The sequence below is a fragment of the Fictibacillus barbaricus genome, from assembly GCF_031457135.1.
In the GTDB taxonomy this organism is placed as follows: domain Bacteria; phylum Bacillota; class Bacilli; order Bacillales; family Fictibacillaceae; genus Fictibacillus; species Fictibacillus barbaricus_A.
On record NZ_JAVDWA010000003.1, the window covers coordinates 328,417 to 347,222 of the forward strand.

The 18,806-nt window shown below is 35.2% G+C and carries 12 protein-coding genes; 2 read left to right on the top strand and 10 right to left on the bottom strand.

The features are described from left to right. Nucleotides 1-268 precede the first annotated feature (268 nt). Nucleotides 269-1,900: a cell wall-binding repeat-containing protein gene (locus tag J2X07_RS10715; RefSeq protein WP_310258700.1), complete on the top strand. Its 1,632-nt coding sequence runs from the start codon at nucleotides 269-271 to the stop codon at nucleotides 1,898-1,900. A 133-nt stretch (nucleotides 1,901-2,033) separates the two neighbouring features. On the opposite strand, the gene J2X07_RS10720 is transcribed toward J2X07_RS10715, so the two are convergent. Continuing rightward, nucleotides 2,034-3,272, bottom strand: a complete 1,239-nt coding sequence (locus J2X07_RS10720) for a hypothetical protein (RefSeq protein WP_310258701.1) — start codon at nucleotides 3,270-3,272, stop codon at nucleotides 2,034-2,036. 202 nt (nucleotides 3,273-3,474) lie between these two features. Between J2X07_RS10720 and J2X07_RS10725 the strand changes: the two genes are divergently transcribed. Continuing rightward, on the top strand, nucleotides 3,475-4,686 hold the full coding sequence (locus J2X07_RS10725) for an acyltransferase family protein (RefSeq protein ID WP_310258702.1): 1,212 nt from the start codon (nucleotides 3,475-3,477) through the stop codon (nucleotides 4,684-4,686). A gap of 98 nt (nucleotides 4,687-4,784) precedes the next feature. Here the strand turns inward: J2X07_RS10725 and J2X07_RS10730 are convergent, their stop codons facing one another. The 9 genes from J2X07_RS10730 to J2X07_RS10770 all read right to left on the bottom strand — a co-directional run bounded on the left by J2X07_RS10730 (nucleotide 4,785) and on the right by J2X07_RS10770 (nucleotide 18,804). Beyond that, entirely contained in the window at nucleotides 4,785-6,998 is a 2,214-nt protein-coding gene (locus J2X07_RS10730; RefSeq protein ID WP_310258703.1) for a N,N-dimethylformamidase beta subunit family domain-containing protein, read from the bottom strand. A gap of 159 nt (nucleotides 6,999-7,157) precedes the next feature. Further along, nucleotides 7,158-8,825, bottom strand: coding sequence for a cell wall-binding repeat-containing protein (locus tag J2X07_RS10735; RefSeq protein WP_310258704.1), 1,668 nt, complete (start codon nucleotides 8,823-8,825; stop codon nucleotides 7,158-7,160). Between the two features lie 127 nt (nucleotides 8,826-8,952). Next, complete coding sequence (locus tag J2X07_RS10740) at nucleotides 8,953-10,179, bottom strand: LTA synthase family protein (protein ID WP_310258705.1); 1,227 nt, start codon at nucleotides 10,177-10,179, stop codon at nucleotides 8,953-8,955. A gap of 81 nt (nucleotides 10,180-10,260) precedes the next feature. Then, entirely contained in the window at nucleotides 10,261-10,827 is a 567-nt protein-coding gene (locus J2X07_RS10745; protein ID WP_310258706.1) for a hypothetical protein, read from the bottom strand. Between the two features lie 113 nt (nucleotides 10,828-10,940). Continuing rightward, complete coding sequence (gene galE / locus J2X07_RS10750) at nucleotides 10,941-11,954, bottom strand: UDP-glucose 4-epimerase GalE (protein ID WP_310258707.1); 1,014 nt, start codon at nucleotides 11,952-11,954, stop codon at nucleotides 10,941-10,943. 167 nt (nucleotides 11,955-12,121) lie between these two features. Then, nucleotides 12,122-12,991: a LysM peptidoglycan-binding domain-containing protein gene (locus tag J2X07_RS10755; RefSeq protein ID WP_310258708.1), complete on the bottom strand. Its 870-nt coding sequence runs from the start codon at nucleotides 12,989-12,991 to the stop codon at nucleotides 12,122-12,124. A gap of 256 nt (nucleotides 12,992-13,247) precedes the next feature. Further along, entirely contained in the window at nucleotides 13,248-15,230 is a 1,983-nt protein-coding gene (locus J2X07_RS10760; RefSeq protein WP_310258709.1) for a cell wall-binding repeat-containing protein, read from the bottom strand. A 137-nt stretch (nucleotides 15,231-15,367) separates the two neighbouring features. Then, nucleotides 15,368-17,377 (bottom strand): penicillin-binding transpeptidase domain-containing protein, encoded by a 2,010-nt coding sequence (locus J2X07_RS10765; protein WP_310258710.1) that lies wholly within the window; start codon nucleotides 17,375-17,377, stop codon nucleotides 15,368-15,370. Between the two features lie 158 nt (nucleotides 17,378-17,535). Next, nucleotides 17,536-18,804, bottom strand: coding sequence for a peptidoglycan-binding protein (locus J2X07_RS10770; protein WP_310258711.1), 1,269 nt, complete (start codon nucleotides 18,802-18,804; stop codon nucleotides 17,536-17,538). Nucleotides 18,805-18,806: the final 2 nt, after the last annotated feature.

Genomic DNA, 18,806 nt, shown 5'->3' on the forward strand with positions numbered 1-18,806 from the left:
ATTTTACTTATTATGTAAAAATAAGCTAAGATGAGTATAGCAGAAAACACGAATATTCACAGGGACTAAAGTCCTACTAAGATGATATAAATGTAATTATTTTCTAAATTATTAAGTCGTTATACTCTATAACTTTAAAGGTTATTTTTAAATATTCGGATTGTTAAATTTATATAATATTAGTAAATTATCCCTATTGTATTCATGTTATTTTCCTATATTATTATCTTGCATGCCGTCGGTATAGCTTATAAAAAGGGGAACGACCATGAAGTCTAAAAAAATAGCAAGTGCTGTTTCTTTTTCCTTATTAACCTCACTTTTCTTAACAACTGCTGTAAGCGCAGAAAGCAACAATCAACAAATTCACCCATTATCAGAACGCAATACGATTCAGAGTCCAAATTTCAGCATGCAAGCCTTGCAAACGTCGGTAACCTATAAAAATAATATCGATATATATACAATGCATGAATACTATTTTTCTACGAACGGTGGACACTTTGAAGTTTCACAGCAAAACACTGAGACAGAAGAAATCTATTTTTCTATCATCGATGCGAATACGGAAGAACCATTTGAATTTGATGATCCCTACACATTTGATCTGCCACCTGGTGAATATATATTTGAAGTTGAAGGGTTTAGCGATAAGCCAACACCCTATGAATTTTCGCTCTCTGGTTCTTTTACGGATCAGCCAGCAACACAGCTTCCTTCTATAGCCATAACATCACCTGCAACTCATGAAGTACGTTTAGCAAAAGGCAGTACACGCATGAGTGTTAAAGGGACTACAGATGCCGATGCTCTTGACTTGTATTTCAATTACAATGATCCAAAAGAACTTGATGTTACTTTTAATGAAACGTTAAATGTACAGCCCGGTTTTAATACATTTGCTTTAAATGCTTTAGACAGTACAACTTTAAATGCTGTTTGGTCCACGTATAATGTAATATCTCCTGGGCTTAAACGTATTGGTGGAAAAGATCGTTATGAAGTGTCGACAGGAATCAGTCAAGAACTTGACAGTAGAGATGCCTACTCAGGTACTGTCATTATTTCACGCGGCGACTTATATACAGATGCTTTATCAGGAGGTCCTTTAGCGGCATCAGAAGGTGCACCTGTGTTATTAACAGCAACAAAAGCACTCCCAACAAACACGGTTACTGAGCTTAAAAGATTAAAACCCGAAAAAGCCATTATTTTAGGTGGTACAGGCTCAGTTTCAACAAATGTAGAAAATCAGCTGAAGTCATTGGGAATTCAAACGATTCAAAGAATTGGCGGAAAAGACCGTTTTGCTGTTTCTGCTGGAGTAGCTGCAAAAGTTGCTGATTATGCAGATACAGCTATTATTGCTAGCGGTATGAACTTTCCCGATGCTCTCTCTGCTTCAGGCATGGCTGGATACATGGGAATGCCAATTTTGCTAGTAGGTACAAACTCGGTTCCTGATTCCATTCAAACCTTTATTAAAAATAATGCTAATATCAGTCATTTCATCATCGTTGGTGGGCCTGCAACAGTTTCCGATAACGTAAAGACAAAAATTTCTCAATTGCGAACTGGTGCTAAGGTTGAAAGAATCGGCGGGCTGAATCGTTATCAAGTTTCTGTAAATGTAACTAACTATGGAATAAAAAATTATGGCATGGATTTAAGTACGTTAGTTGTTGCTAGGGGTGATGTTTTTGCTGATGCATTATCAGGAAGTCCTCTCGCAGCTTTTATGGGTGCACCAATTTTATTAACAACTTCTAACAAGTTAGAAGCAAATATTAATAACTATCTAACTCAAAACAAAGGTGAAACAGATTACACATACATTCTAGGTGGAACAGGTTCAATCACTCCTGCTGTAGAACAACAGTTATCTAACTTTATTAAATAAGAAAACAAAAAGATGAGGCATGACTCCCAAAGTAGAATAACTTTAGGATCATGCCTCATTTATCTTTAATAAAAATATAATAAAAATGTTTTCTTTCAAACAATGATATCCTTAAAGCTGCTAAGAGGATCTATTAATCTACCTTTTCGCTTTCTCTTTGTTTCTTATACAAGACTAAAGCAATCCCGGTATAAAACATAATTAACATTGGATAATTCCAACCACTTAAGGTTTCAACTTGGTAACCAATGATGAATGAAAACGCAATGTACTGTAAACCTAATAGACTAAACCTTTTATCTTTTAATCGTAAAAAATAATAAGCAATTACCAAGTACATAATGATCATGACAAGTGTCCCTATTATTCCATAGTTTGTAAGTGAATAAAGTAAATCCTTATCTAGTACTCTTAAAGAGCCCGGTCCTAAACCAAATAACCATGCGTTTTTTTCATTTAATAGTATTAATGCGTTGTCCCACATTTTTGTCCTAAAACTAAACGAACTAACGCTTGAAAGAGAACCTGATCTAACAATCAATACCAATTGTCTTAAATAAGGAAACACATGACCAAATTTTAATATTAACCAATAAGCTGTAACCATGGCTAATCCTAATCCGCTTATAAATAAGGGTACTTTTATTATGAAGAATTTCTTATCCTTTTTGCTTCTTACTAATTCTATAAAGATAAAAACGAGTGGAAACATTACAAGAACAGAACGTGATCCAGATAAAACCATAAGTATTAACCCAATAAATAACCAAGCCCATTTTTTACGTTTGTTCATTTCAAAAAGATAAATAATTACGGTCATTTGTGTAATTACCCATCCGAAAATATTAGGGTTAGCTAGTGTTCCCGTTGTCCTAACAAGTTTCCAAATAGGATAAGATTTGCTATCGTCATAAATAAATCTAAAAATAGGTAAATCTAAAAGTTGTGTAATACCTACAATAATCTGAGCAATTACTATTATGTAAGCACTTTTAAGTAAAGCTTTCTTGATTGTATCGGAGTTAATTCTTAAAGCCACCAAATACCCATATGACAACACCATTAAGAATAAAATCGGTTTAAAGAAATGTGGTATAGCTTTTAAAGATAAATCATTTATATTTACGAAATAAGAAATTCCCATGCAAAAAACATATATTAACAAAAGAGATGCTACAATTGTGAAGTTTCTATCGGTTATTCCCAATGTTAATTTCTCATCTTTTAAAAGTGTGTAACCTGCACCTAATAATATCAGTCCTAAAATAGGATAAGTAATGAATTGACTTCCTTCAAATTTAGGCATAAGAATAAAGATTATTGGAAACAACATTGCTAACTTAAGAGATTTGTTGTGACTTATTAATCGCATTTTGAATCTCCCCCCTCCTTTTTATGTAATTCTTCCGCCTTACATTGTACTCACAAGGAGAACAATTTTTCAATGCTTTTTTCCCACTTACTTCCGTTTCATGCTAATAAACACCTAAGCATAAGTTTGTATTCCATTATTAATCAAATTATTGTAATATTGATAGGTATTTCCAGTGCAACTTATTTAGGAGGTTTTTCATTTGAGCGGTCGTATCCATTCTCTGGATTCATTACGTGGAATATCTGCATTAATTGTATTAATTCATCACTGTTTGTTGATGACGCCTTTGTTTTATGCTGCGCATTATAACGAACCATATAATAATTGGGTAGTAAGTTTATTTGATAATACCATTCTTCATACAGTTTGGGCAGGTAGTGAGGCAGTCTTATTATTTTTTGTTTTAAGTGGTTTTGTACTTGCGCTTCCATTTCTTAGTTTTAAAAACAACTATAGCTATGGGGATTATATAATTAAAAGAATTTGCAGAATATATATTCCTTATATCTCAGTTATGACTATTGCTGTCTTATTAATGGTCTTCATAGCAGATTATCACGGTCATACAGGATTGATGGATTCTTTTAGTGAGAGAAGATGGGCACATCCGCTATCTTTAGAAGCAGCTATTTCTTATATAATAATGCTTGGTTATGACAATACAAATGTAAATGGACCAACTTGGAGTCTTGTTCACGAAATGAGAATTTCTTTTTTCTTTCCATTTTTAATGCTTTTAGTAATAAAATTTGATTGGAAGAAAGCTATCATCTTAGGATTTGGCGGATCTATGTTCTTTTGGTTAGTGTTTTACGTAATGAATATATTTATAGATAACGGTTTTACTAGTGCAGTAATAAACTCTTTTAAAGATACTTTTTTCTATACAACATTTTTTATAATAGGTGCTTTATTTGCAAAAAATTATAAGAATATTTTACCGCTTTTTAACAAGATAAAGTCTTTAAATAAAATTTTCCTTTTTCTTATAGCTCTTATTTTGTTTAATTTTGAGGATGTTTTTCCATTCTTCCAAAAATTTCATGGCATAGTTGGATTAGGAATTAATTTGGGAGTCGAATGGATTGCTGCAATTGGAGTATTAATTATTTTTACTTTTGCAATTTCATCCCAACCATTTAATAAACTACTCACTAAGCCTGTATTCAAATGGTTAGGAAAAGTTTCATATAGTTTATATTTGGTTCATATGGTGGTTCTTATAACAATGATGTATACGCTTGGAAAAATCATCCCGGTGTATATTGCTTTGAGTTTTGTTCCAATTATATCTATATTGTTTGCTGCAATAACTCATAAATTCATAGAAAAACCTGCACAAAATTTAGGCAATTACCTTGTAAATAAAAAGAAACGTTCAGAAAAAATTCCTCAGAAACAAATCGTTTAGAACTTTAATTCCTTATATAAAATAAAATCGCTTAATTTAGATAATTATCCTAATTAAGCGATTTTTTCATTTTGAGCAACTCGAAGGTTTTAAAAACACTACTCTTTTAACAATTTTATTAAGGAATTTGTTGTTATTTTTTCAATTGTTTTATTTGGCTTAGCAAACGATTCATGACCAAACGAATCTAAAAACCAATTCCAATAAAAAGTACCTACAGCAAAGGTTTTTCCTCCAGAAGGTTTGTTATACCAAATAACATGGGACATTGAATCTTCACCATATAAACTGACTGGCGATGCGGCAACGACCTCTACACCTTTCATTTGACCATCATAACTATCGACTTCACCACCAACAACTCCTGGTATCTTATCTCCTTTTTTCAATCCTGTCCCGTTATACAGCCAATGAGCAGGATTTGATATGACTAGAGGCTGCTGCTTTTGTTCTGGAATTCCAGAATACATTAATCCTAATACTTCCTTTTCTGGGCGATTCACAGGATTATCTCTAAATTTAGTAGTCACTTCTAAAGGGGTTGTTTTCATATAAGGATCTTCATTAGCTCTATATTTATACCCGATCATCAACCTGTCTTTTTGTTGTAATCGAACTTGCCAATAAGCAATATTTGCATTAAAAACAGCTAAATTCATCCGGTTTTTTGTTTCATATTGAATACTGTCTCTCATGGCTTTCGTCCAATACTCTGCGTGGCCCGGTATGAGTAGTAATTTAGAATTTAGATTACTTAATAACCCATTATCAATATCAGTATCTGTGAAATATGTCATTTCATAACCCTGTTTTTCCATCCAGCGAATCATATTGTATTCATAAGCAAAAAATTCACCTGAGCCTCTGCCGTTATTATATGGCCTATCAAACGAGAGATTTACGGCTGCGTCACTATTCGTACTGTTGTAACCGTAAAGGCTTTTCCCACCCCAGTTATTGTAAGCTTGATAAGTATTCGTTGCGATCATTACTCCAATCGAAGCTTGTGGAAGTTTATCTTTTACAACGAACGTAATATAGCTTTCCTTTTGACTTGAATTTGTTAATTTACCTAAATAAACACCTGATTGCCAGGAGTCTTTAATCTTTAATGAAACAGCAGGACTCCAATTTGCTTTCATTGTACTTGGATCTGCGGCAAATGATTGCTTTTTAGGCTGTAAATTACTTATTGTATCTACAAGTTTTGCCCCTTCGCCTTCATAATACCCCATTCTGAATACCTGAATTTTATAGGGCTCTACACTATGAATATAAAGGTTAAGCTTGTCTCCTGGAAAAACAGATGTAGCAGAAGCAAATCCTTGAAGAGCTGTTCCAGAAGGTTTAGTTATTTCCCATCGATGTGGTATATCTAATACCTTATCACCGACCGATCCTGTACCTCCAAGAACCGTGAAGTTGTTGATATTCTTGTCATAAATAACCTCTTTTGATTCACTTGGCAGACGGTCTGGCAGTGTTAATAAAATAGGAGCGTTTTGTTTTGCCGCCAGTACGGAACCCGTTAGAGCATCAGCAAACGTCATTCCCGTTGATAAGAAAGCATTCTCTGTGGGCAAGTTCAGCTTTCGAATAATGTTAGAAGCGACTTCAAAACGATTTTTACCGCCTATTCTAACAGGAGAGGGCAAAGCTGTTTCTACTCCTTTACCTACACTCCCTTCACCACCAACAATTATCGTATGATTTACATTCTTTTCTCGCAGGCCCTTTTTTGTATCGTCTGGAAGCTTATCCTTCAATGTAAGAAAGATGGGAGTCTCTTCCTGAGCTGCATAAGGTGCAATCGCTAAAGCGTCAGGAAAATTCATACCATATGCGATAATAGCCTTTCCTTTGTTCGAGAGTTTCTTAGAAATTTTATAAGCAACTTCGAACCGGTCTTTTCCGGACACTCGTTCTATCCCTATTCCCATATTCTTTACTTCGTTTGCTGCTGAATTTGAGATACTCCCAGTTCCACCAACGATTATTACCTTTTTTGGATGAAGTCTAGCAATCTCTTTTTTTGTAGCAAGCGTTAATTTATTCGGTTGAGTTAACAAAATTGGAGAATTAAGTTTATATGCTAAAGGAGCTGCAGACAAAGCATCTGCGTATGCAATATTATTTGTAAGAACGATTGTTTCTGATGAATTGGGCCATCCTTTTTTCGAGACATTTACAGCTACTTCAAAACGATCAGCCCCAGAAATCCGCTCTTTTTGAATTTCATGAGCATTAACCTCTATAGTAGTAATTAGAAATAATATTGGCAGTAATACCGCGCAAAAAAATCTATAAAACATTAGGTGTCCCCCTTTTTTATTTACCAATAATATAATAATAGGAATTAATAGCAATGTATACATAAAATTACATTTTATATAATTTATTAGAATAATTGTTAAATAAATATAAAAAAGAATCTATTTAAACAGTGGTTTAAAAATAGATCCTTTTTAGTGTTATCTATAATAATTTTCAATTGCTTTGGCAAGTGATAAACTTCTAGCATTTTGTACACTTTTTTGTGACAGCAAAGATACTTCTTTACTGTTTGAAATATAACCCATTTCAATAAGAAGGGAAGGCATCTTTGTCCATCTCGTTACATATAAGTTACTGTCCTTTATATAACCTGTACCTATGCCATTATATCTTATTGCATTATAAAAAATGGGTGCTAGTTTAGAACTTTCCTTCGCTGCCTGTGAAGGAGAAATTGTATCATAGGCAATGATGTCTCCTTGATAGCTCATACTCTTAATTGTACTGCCATCTTTGTAATAAAATAATTTTCTGTCTGTGTCTTCCCTAACGAATGGATATGTTCTCCCAGCATATTTCACGTATACATCTTTTGTTTCAATCCCAGGACGATAAGTGCTGTAATGAAGACTTTGTCCAGTTGCTGAACTATCTACCGACGAATCATGATGAATACTTATAAATAAATCAGCTTTTTTATTATTGGCGAATAACGCTCGATCTTCTAAAGAAATATATCGATCGTAGGCAGGGTCACGTGTATAAATAACTTCAGCACCAAGATTTTTCAAATGACCAGCAAACAGCTTTGTAAAACTAATATTTAAGTTTTTCTCTGAATAACCGTTTCTTACTGCTCCTGGATCTGAACCACCATGGCCCGCATCAAGCACAATTCGCTTTCCAGCTAGTGGAAGCTCGTTTTTTAATTGTGAGACAACAGAGGTGCTTACAGAACCTGTTCCTCCAAAAACTATAAAACTGCTAACTTGTTTACTATCAATAAATTGTTTTGTAACAGCTGGAATTTTATTTGATTGAGTTAATAGTAATGGCATGTTTTGTTTTGCAGCCAAAACAGATCCCGTTAGCGCATCAGCAAATGTCATCCCATTCGATATGGCAACTTTTGTCGTTGATAAGTTAAATGTTTTTGCGACATTCACGGCTACCTCAAATCGATCTTTCCCGCCTACTCGTAATGGGTTATTCAGCTTCTTCTCAACACCAGTTGACACACTTCCAGTCCCACCAACAATAATCGTTTGCTGCGGGTTTTTCTCCTTTATGGCTTGTTGAGTTTTTGAAGGAAGAACGTCTTTTGTTGATAATAATATTGGGTATTGATGCTTGGAAGCGTACGGAGAAATACTTAACGCATCAGCAAATGTAGTACCATTCGTTATGATGACTTTTCCTTCCGCTCCAAGCTTTTTCGAAACGTTATACGCTACTTCAAATCGATCTGCTCCGCCAATTCTTTCGACTTGAACATTTAGTTTAGATAATTGAGATGCCACATTTTGGCTAACGGTGGCTGTACCGCCAATAATAATAGCCTTTGAAGCTTTTAATCTTTTTATCTCAGTTTCTGTTTTAGCATTTAGCTGACCTTGGTTCGTTAATAGAATAGGTGCATTTACTTTGTAAGCAAACGGTGATGCAGAAAGCGCATCTGCAAAAGCTTCGTAATTAACAAGCAAAACCGTTGAACTGCCTGATGCCCATCCCTTTTTTGACACATTTACTGCTACATCAAATCTGTCATTCCCATCCAAACGTTCTACCGATGCAGCGCTCGCACTTACTGAATAATTGGACAATAGCAACATGACTAGTAAAAATAATATACTAAACTTTTTCATATATCCCCCTAAAAATTGTTTTACTTGTTAATTATAACGTTAATTGATAAATTTTGTTAATATTCTAGTAAACTTTTTTCCACAAATAAAAAACTCCATTGCTGTGAAAAGCAATAGAGTCTCACGGTTAAAACGATTTCTCATCTTTCTCAGGTAAATTATTTAAATAATAATCTGCTAGATTTAGGAGTTTTAGAATGGTCTCCTTTTTTTGTTCAGATTCGCTACCTTCTTTATAAAATTCACTATTATTATTTACAGTTGTTTTGCTTTTCATATCAAAGACTTGGCCTCTTCCCTCATCCTCACGATTTACGAAAAGAAAATCCTTATTGATATACGAACCTGCTGGTAGATAATAGCGCATACCTAATAAGTTATGATTTGGATAATTTATCAGATCTTGCCCAAAATGAATCTGTTTGTCAAGATCAATACCTAAAAGATTTGTTATTGTTGGCATAATATCGATCTGCCCGCCTATGCTTTTGTTTTCTCCCTTATGATTCCCAGGAACATGAATAAGTAAAGGAATATTAAAGCGATCTACTAAACCATAAGGATGGCCTAAAAGCTCTTCAGCTAACTTTTTATCCTTAGCATCTTCTGGTTTAGGATGAAATCCAGAGTGATCACCATATATAGCTACAATTGAGTTATCCCAAAAACCTTTTTGCTTAAGTCCCTCAATAAATTTCCCTAAAGCATAATCAGCATAATGTGTAGCTGTTAGATAATTACCCGTCTTTGTTTCGTGATATTTAGATGGTAATGATAATAATTGCTTATCTTTTGGAAGCTCAAATGGTGTATGGCTCGTCATGCTTAATACATGGGCATAAATACGCTCATGCTTTTCATTTAAGGCTGTTAACTCTTCAAGCGCTTTTTCATAAAGCACTTCATCAGATGGTCCAAATCCAACTAGGTCTTTTTTTCCAAAAAACTCTTCTTCATAATATTTATCAAAGCCTAATGCTGGATAAAGCTTTATTCTATTCCAATATTCAACATTATCAGCATGAAAAGTTGAGGTGTAGTATCCTTCTTTGCTAAGTATACGCGGCAAAGAAGGAATAATTTTGTTTTCATATACTTTTGACGAAGGTTTGTTTCCAGCTGGATAAAGTGATGTATTAATTAAAAACTCCGCATCGGATGTATTCCCAGCACCAATTTGCTGATAAATATTACTAAAATAAAAGCTATCGTTAACTAATCCATTCAATGTAGGAGTAACTTCTTGTCCCTTTACCTCCATATTAATCAGCATATCTTGGAAGGACTCCAGCTGTATAATGATTACATTTTTATCCTTTGCTGCACCGAAAAAATTTAAATCTTGTTTTTTCATTTTTTTTATATTCTTTAATGAATAAATTTGCTTATTTGATATTCCCTCTGAGTTTGCGAGTGCAGGCAATGTTTTATCTTGTTAATATTGGATCATTTCATATTGCAGAATTCCTTTGTTGTTTGCCATTGATATCACATCTGTAATTTGTTCGTTTTTATTCAAATAAAACTGAAGAGAAATACCAACTATACAAACCAAAGCTAGAGCAGAACTAATGGCTGGTTTCATCTTCGCTTTATTTTTCATCAATAGAGAAATGATAAAAAGAATAAACACATCTATAAATATAATAAAGTACTTTGGTTTAATTAGATCATAAACATCTTCTTTAACTGTACCTAACTGGTTGACTTGGAATAAATCGAAATAGGTAGGAAGGATTTGATAATACTTTACATATACAATAAGGACAAAAAAGAAAGTGCTCGTTACTAAATTAACGAGAAATAAATTAAATTTTTCCCCAAAAGGTAAGAGGACTGCAAGTGAGAGGAACAAAAGAAAAAAGGGCATGTCATAAAATAAAGAATGAATTAGATTTATCTCATGAAATAATATGTACCTGATTCCAATTATCTTCAATAATATTACGGTCGAATAAATAGAGATAATAAAGATAGGATTTCCTATCATTTTTTTGTACAAAACGCAACAAACCTTTCAATATTTAATAAAACCTCCATTTAATGTTAAACTACTTTGAAGTAATTTGGAAGAAATAATAAAAAAAGCAACCTTATTAAGGCTGCTTTTTAAAATTAGTTATGGTAACCATTCTTATTTTTTTCTTGCCAATTCCATGAATCACGAAGCATATCCTCAAGAGAACGTTCTGCAACCCAACCTAATTTCTGTTTTGCTTTTGCAGGATCAGCATAACTGACAGCAATATCTCCAGCACGGCGTTCTGTAATTTCGTATGGAATCGTTATTCCCGTAACAATTTCAAATGTTTTCACAATGTCTAAAACGCTATACCCCTTACCTGTCCCTAAATTGTAAGCTTCAACACCATCATTTGTTAGCACTTTATCCAAAGCTTTCAAGTGTCCTTTTGCTAAGTCTACTACATGAATATAATCTCGCACTCCAGTACCATCATGTGTGTCATAGTCATTCCCAAACACTCTTAGTTTATCAAGCTTTCCAACCGCAACCTGTGTGATATAAGGAGTTAAATTATTTGGAATCCCGCTTGGATTTTCACCAATTAGTCCGCTTTCATGAGCACCAACCGGGTTGAAATAACGGAGTAAAGCAATACTCCACTCATTATCAGAAACATAAAGATCTCTAAAGATTTGTTCTAGCATCAATTTCGTCCAGCCGTAAGGGTTTGTAGCACCAAGAGGAGTATCTTCAGTCAAAGGTACTGTTTCAGCAGTGCCATACACAGTTGCTGAAGAACTAAATACCATTTTCTTTACCCCGTATTCCTTCATAACTTCACTTAACACAAGTGTGCCCGTAATGTTGTTGTGATAATAATAAAGAGGTTTCTCTACTGATTCCCCAACAGCTTTTAAACCAGCAAAGTGTACAACAGCCTCTATTTTATTCTCTTCAAACACTTTAGAAAGACTTTCTTTATCTAAAAGGTCGGCATGATAGGATTTTATTTCTTTTCCTGTAATAGTTTGAATACGATTGATAACTTCTGGATTACTATTTGCATAATTATCTACTACGATTACGTCAAATCCTAAATTTAAAAGTTCAACAACCGTATGACTTCCTATGTATCCCGCTCCACCTGTTACGAGTATTGCCATTTTTAAAATACCCCCAATTATTAACTAAAATCTATTATTCCCATTTTAACAGAGACAAACTAAAGAAGTACATAAAATTACTTTATAATGTTTACTTCTTTGATGATGCGGGAAATGTAAAAATAAAGAAAATGAAAAACAGCCCTTTTAAGGGCTGTTTGGAACAATTATTTAACAATTTTCAGTTTTTGACCCGGATGGATTGTGTTAGATTTTAAGTTGTTGCTATCTACTAATTGTTTTACTGTTATACCGTAGCTGTGGCTGATTCCCCAAAGTGTATTACCTGATTTTACAACATACGTAGTTGCTGAAGATGAAGCAACTTTTGTTGGAGGAGCACTCACAGTTTGAGTAGCTGCAGTTGTTTGTCCGCTTACTTTTAATGATTGACCAATGTAAAGATTAGTAGACTTTAATAGATTTAACTTCTGAATAGCAGCAACTGTTGTATTGTACTTACGGCTAATTCCCCAGAGAGTATCTCCCTTTTGAACCTTATGTACGCGAGACTGTACAGAACCATCAGCATTATAAACGACAGTTGGTTTTGGAGCTGCAGCAACTACTTTTGCAGCTTCTGCTTTATCATTGATTACACGTCTTGCAGTTACATAACGTGATCCCCAGTAATACGGTGAAAAAGCATCCGCAAAGGCTACACCTTTTCCTTGGGCATTCAACATTTGTCCATTTCCAGCATAGATACCTACATGGTTAATTGTTCCGTTAAAATCAGTATCATAAAATACAAGATCACCTTTTTGCAGGTTAGCTTTAGAAACAGCTGTTCCTACTGATGCTTGTCCAACGCTTGTTCTTGGAAGCGTAATGCCGTGTTTAGAAAAAACGTAAGATGTGAAAGATGAACAATCGAATGAACTAGTGTTTCCAAACGCTGATCCATATCTATAAGGTGTTCCTAAATAATTATCCCCTGTGTTAATAATGTCATCACCAAGTGAAGCGTGTACTAAACCACCGTTTGACAATATTACTCCTGCTGCTAGTGCTAAAGACATAACTTTCTTCTTCATGAATGTATGTACCTCCAATTGATTATGTTATGTTTCCGTTTAACCAATTGGGTTCAAGTTGCATTAGTAGATTAGTAAATAAGTAATAGTTAAATTCGGATATATAATGTATGTTTCTACCTTTTCCTTGACCCCATCGCCCTAAGTCTATGGTAGCACATTTATCCATGGTATTTTATTACATGTTTATTACATATCCGACGTTATTTTTGTAATTTTTGTAACAATTTGAAAAAATATGTCGTTATTTTGTATTTTATTGATTTTCTAATCTTGTTTGTATAGCCCCAGAAACCGACCCATTTCCGCCTAAAATCGTCATTTGTAATGTTCCTTTTTCCTTAACTAATGTCGAAACAGTTTCAGGTAATCGATCTCTTCCTGTTAGTAATAAAGGCGCATTATTTTTAGCTGCTAATACTGAGCCAGTCAGTGCATCTGCAAAAGTTAAACCAGTAGCCAAAAAGGCCTGATTTGCTGTTAATCCTAGGTCTTTAATAATGTTTGTTGACACTTCAAAGCGATTTTTACCGCCAATTCTTATTGGATTAGGTAATTGTTTATAAACATCATTACTCACACTTGCAGGTCCGCCCACTACAATTGTCTTTTTAACACCTTCTAGAGCATCATTTGTCTTAGCAGGTAATCGATTAGGAATTGTCAGTAATATAGGAAACTTATTTCTTGCTGCATATGGAGCGATCGCAAGAGCATCTGGAAAGTTTAAGCCATTTGCAACAATAGCAGTCTCTGTACCTTGAAGTTCATTAGCAATATTAAAAGAAACCTCAAAGCGATCTTTGCCTGAAATCCTTCTTACCTTATTCACTAAGCTATCTACATCATTAAATACCTTGTTTGTTACACTCCCGCTTCCACCTACAATAATAACCTCATCAGGTTTTAGCTTAACAATTTCATTCTTCGTTTCTGTAGTTAATTTATCAGCTTGAGTGAGCAAAATAGGTGCATTATATTTATAAGCTAATGGAGAAGCAGCTAACGCATCCGCAAAAGCATCGTGATTCGCTAATATGACGATATTGCTGCTACTGTCAGAAGCAAATCCTTTTTCAGCAATATTTACGGCTACTTCAAAACGATTTTTACCTGCTAATCTTTGAACTTTGCCTTTGTTAGATGGAGCTTGAATCAATCCATAACCATAAAAAGGGTCTTTGCCGCTCGTTCCCATTTCTAATGTAAGTTCTAGCAGTTTTGAACGAAGTGTTGTATTGGACGCTCCTGGATAGCGTTCCTTTAATAAAGCTAGATCTCCAGTTACAAACGATGAGGCAACAGATGTTCCGCTCATTCTTGCGTATCCGTTATTTAAATAGGTACTATAGATGTTTCCACCAGGTGCTGAAATTTCAACAGTTGATCCTGTTGCCGAATTTGATAGCCGTCTGTTTGAAGAATCTACAGCTGCTGCTGCAATGACTGTATTGTAACGAGCAGGATATTCCACCGTATCTCCACTGCCGTTAGATCTTCCATGATTACCTGCTGCACCTACTATGAGAATGCCGCTATTATAAGCTTTTTCTAAAATCGCCCTTAATGCTGGCGAATCGACTTGTTCTTCGAGTGATAAACTTAAATTGATTATGTCCATCTTATTAGTAATAGACCATTCAATTCCTTTTATAAGCGTATCAATTTCACCTCTACCTGTTTTATCTAGAACTTTTACTGCATAAAGACTTGCGTTTGGGGCAATTCCAACTGACCCAAAATTATTATTTTTAGCACCGATAATTCCTGCCATATGTGTGCCATGTCCGTTATCGTCAGTATATGATTTTGTATACGATTTAAAGGAAATTCCGCCAGAGATTTGAAGATCGTTGTGAGGTGAAATACCAGTATCAAGTATGGCTACTTTCACACCTTTACCTGTAAAATTAGAACTCCACGCCCGTTGAGTAGCCGTCTTATTAATTCCCCAATCAACGACTTGCCCTTCTGCTTGAATCTTTTGATTGATTTGAACGGATTTAATACTAGAATCATTTTCTAATAAAGAAATCTTGTTCTCGGGCACCGATGCAGTAACCATTGGAAGCTGCTTAAACATATGTTTAACTTGCCCTCCATTTTTTTCTACGATATCTTTATGAATTTTTTTATTGAATAAGATAATTACTTCTTCTTGCTTACTTTCAGCTTCAACAAAATTTATTTGCGAAAAGAAAATAGTGATTAATAACATACACAGTGCTATTTTTTTCATAAATATCTCCCTTACTTGTTCTAGTAATCATTACTGTAATTTTAATAATTAAAGAAAATAAATCTATTAAAAATTATATTTCGCACAATACTAATAGTATAAAATAAAACCTCCCATTAAAGGAGGTTTTAGGAAATTTATTTTATATTTTCTTCAAATACTTTTTTCACTTTAGGAACAAGGTAGTGGCTGCCGCCTCTGTTTTCCACACCTTCGACCATCATCGTAACTAATAATGAAGGGTTTTGCGTGTTATACGCTACAAACCAGCCTAGTTCTTTTCCTTTTTCACCCTTCGTTGCTTTTAATTCTGCTGTTCCCGTCTTACCTGCAAGCGGTAGCTTAGGCATAGCTGCTGCGTGTGCCGTTCCTTTTGGATTGGTTACCACTTTAACTAAATCATCATTGATGAGTTTTGCCGTTTCTGGTGAAATCACGTTTTCTTTCCAGACCGTGGACCCTTTTTTTTCTTGATCTAATTTAGGAGCTAATAAATTTCCATTGTTGATAAAAGGTGTGTACGCTAACCCGACGTGCAGTGCACTCATCTGGATCTTCCCTTGGCCATATCCACTGTCTGCAAGCTGAACCTCGCTCATACCTTCTTCACCGATGGTAGAGTTACCGAATGGAAATGAGATTGGAAGCTTCTCACCAAATCCAAATTCCTTAAGTCCGGCTACAAATTTATCTTGTCCAAGGTTTAATGCCGCTTGTGCAAAATAAATATTATCTGAATAAATCAACGCTTTTTCAAGATTCACACTAGGTACATCGCTAACTCTCGTCACATGGTATTTCCCCCATGATTTATCCTTTTGCCATGTCTTACCCTTTATCTGAAATTCCTTATTCGGATCCAACGTTTTGTTTTCCAGACCGATTGCTGTTGTTACCGGTTTAAGAGTTGAACCTGGTGCATATGTGTATTTAAATCGGTTCATCTTAGGATTATTTGGATCGTTAGCCCACTTATTGCGCAGGTCATTAGATAAACCAAATACATACTGGTTCGGATCATAAGAAGGACTGTTCACTAATGCGAGTACTTCCCCTGTTTTCGGATGGATAGCAGATGACGTCCCTACATTACCTTTTAACTGATTGTAGATGGAAAGCTGCACTTGACTGCTAATTGTCGTCTTCACGTCTTTTCCATTCACGACATCGGTTTGAGCAAGTACGGATTTTTCTTCTTTTTTACTGTTTAAAATCTTGATCGTTCCGCCGCTTGTACCGCGTAATTGATCTTCGTAAACTTGTTCAAGACCTGCTTTTCCGATCCAGTCTTGTGAAGAGTATCCCTTACCTTTAAGATTCTTAAGCTCTTCTGCATTCACAGGACCGATATAGCCTGTAAGATGTGCTGCTGCCTCTTTTAAAGTATATAAACGTGTTTCCTTTTTCTGAGACTTTACGCCTTCAAGTGCCACTGCCTCATGGATTTTCGGATCATCTGTCGCCATTTTTTTTATCGGGACACTGTATTCCGGCTTTACCCAAGACTGATTCAGTTTTGCCTCAATTTCTTCTGGGGACATGCCTAAAATTTTAGCTAACGGAACGATGGTTTTGTTTTTATTTACCGGCAGCTCTTGCGGAACTATTAACACTTCGTATGCTTCTCCATTGAATGCGAGAGGATTTCCTTCTCGGTCTAAAATCGCTCCTCGGGTTGGTGATATGGTCGAAGCCGAGACCTTATCTCCTTCTTTCATTTCCGGGAAGATGTGTGACGGGTTCCACTCGATTTTCCATTCTTTAGAGTCCTTCTCTTCCACAAGTTTCATACCCATTTTATGCGTATAGGAGATTGGACCGGCGAGCGTATCCATCTTAACGGTGTAAGGAAGGCTTACATTCTCGCTATCATCCTTTTTCTTATTCTTTTGAGCTTTCATTTTGATAGCTAGATTCGTAGCTTCGATTCCCCCATATATGCCTTTATAACGTTTTACAAATTCGTCTTTTGATATTTGCTTTTGAGATTCGGAATCTAGCATTTCATACATTTTGTTAAAGTCTTGTTTCTGCCATAAAGTTAAATATTTATTTAATGTATTCTCTGGTTTCGGAGGCTCAGAACATGCCGTTAATAATCCGAAACATAGCACAGCCAGCACGATCATTTTATAAAAATTCTTCAAACCATTTCTCCTTTCAAACTCTCGTAAATTTAAACACTTGTTTAAAAAACAAGCTATCCTTAAATAGTATAACAAATACCTTGGTAATATATGACTGATATACTCATGATAAAACGATTAAACACCATGTGAGCAGATGCCCAATGGTGTTTTTCGTTTTAATAGTTTATGTGTTTTGAACCGAGATAAATATTTTGCCAATATTTAAGACTTAAATTGCTAACGGTGACACCCGTGCTTGATCCACTATGAACAAACTGGTTGTTGCCAATATAGATTCCAAGATGTGAAGGACCTGATGTATACGTCTCAAAGAAAACGAGATCTCCTACTGCAGGTTCTTTTACGGAAGTCGTTGCATTCCACATTTGCGCAACGGTTCGAGGCAGCTGTACACCTTCTTTTGCAAAAACATACTGAACGAAGCCGCTGCAGTCAAAACCTTTTGTTGTAGTACCACCCCACTGATATGGTGTACCCATTAATTCAGCAGCGTTCGCAATAACATTGATCGTGATCTGATCCGACGTTTTCGCTGTTTGTCCTTTTTGTTTTTCAACTTCAGTGAGTTTTGTTAGAAACGTATTGTTCACAATTCCTGTTATAGGAAGTCCGTACGTCTTTTGAAACTTCTCAACACTTTCCTCTGTTACAGTGCCAAAATAGTCAGTAATCATCGGATATGTAAAAAAGCCAAGATTCTTAAGCCGTGTTTGCAGCTTAACAACTTCAGCACCTCTCATTCCAAACTTCAAGTCTGGTGTTGAGGACTGTGGAGGTACAGTTTGAGTTGGTGATGCAGGTGCTGGAACTGGTTTCGGTGGTGCAGGATTTTTCTTTGCTGCAACTGCCTTTTGGATAAGATCTAATGTCGTTGCATCAGCAATCCCTGTCGCTTTCAGCTTTTGACTGATTTGGAACTTACGAACCGCTTCGGTCGTAATTGGTCCATAATAATCTGTAATTTTATAAAATGTAAAAAAGCCAAGGTATTTTAAATCTGTTTGAAGATTCACCACATCTTGCCCGGTAGATTCTAACTTTAATACTTTAGTAGTTGCTTCTGTAACTTTAACTGGAGGCTTTGGTACAGTCACAGTCGGTGCTGGTTTTTCTTCTTGATATGATTTTTCTAGCAGCTTTCCATACGTTTGTTTTCCAACAATACCGTCAACTACTAGACCGTTCGCTTTCTGAAAATCCATTACAGCTTGCTTTGTAACGGGACCAAAATACGTAGTTGTTTGTGGATCCTTGAAATACCCTTTTTCTTTTAATAATGCTTGCAGTTCTTGTACATCACTATGGGTAATTCCCTGTTTGAGTGTCGTATCTCCCAGAGAGGCTTCACCTACTAGAGGAACAGCTAAAAAAGCACCAGCAAACGCAGAAGTCATGACTAACTTTTTTACAATTGTGTTTTCCATTT

Bases quoted from the DNA above. Each gene is read 5' to 3' on its own strand.
- J2X07_RS10760 (WP_310258709.1), bottom strand. From the start codon at position 15,230: ATGAAAAAAATAGCACTGTGTATGTTATTAATCACTATTTTCTTTTCG.
- J2X07_RS10715 (WP_310258700.1), top strand. From the start codon at position 269: ATGAAGTCTAAAAAAATAGCAAGTGCTGTTTCTTTTTCCTTATTAACC.
- galE (WP_310258707.1), bottom strand. From the start codon at position 11,954: ATGGCAATACTCGTAACAGGTGGAGCGGGATACATAGGAAGTCATACG.
- J2X07_RS10740 (WP_310258705.1), bottom strand. From the start codon at position 10,179: ATGAAAAAACAAGATTTAAATTTTTTCGGTGCAGCAAAGGATAAAAAT.
- J2X07_RS10720 (WP_310258701.1), bottom strand. From the start codon at position 3,272: ATGCGATTAATAAGTCACAACAAATCTCTTAAGTTAGCAATGTTGTTT.
- J2X07_RS10735 (WP_310258704.1), bottom strand. From the start codon at position 8,825: ATGAAAAAGTTTAGTATATTATTTTTACTAGTCATGTTGCTATTGTCC.
- J2X07_RS10755 (WP_310258708.1), bottom strand. From the start codon at position 12,991: ATGAAGAAGAAAGTTATGTCTTTAGCACTAGCAGCAGGAGTAATATTG.
- J2X07_RS10730 (WP_310258703.1), bottom strand. From the start codon at position 6,998: ATGTTTTATAGATTTTTTTGCGCGGTATTACTGCCAATATTATTTCTA.
- J2X07_RS10770 (WP_310258711.1), bottom strand. From the start codon at position 18,804: ATGGAAAACACAATTGTAAAAAAGTTAGTCATGACTTCTGCGTTTGCT.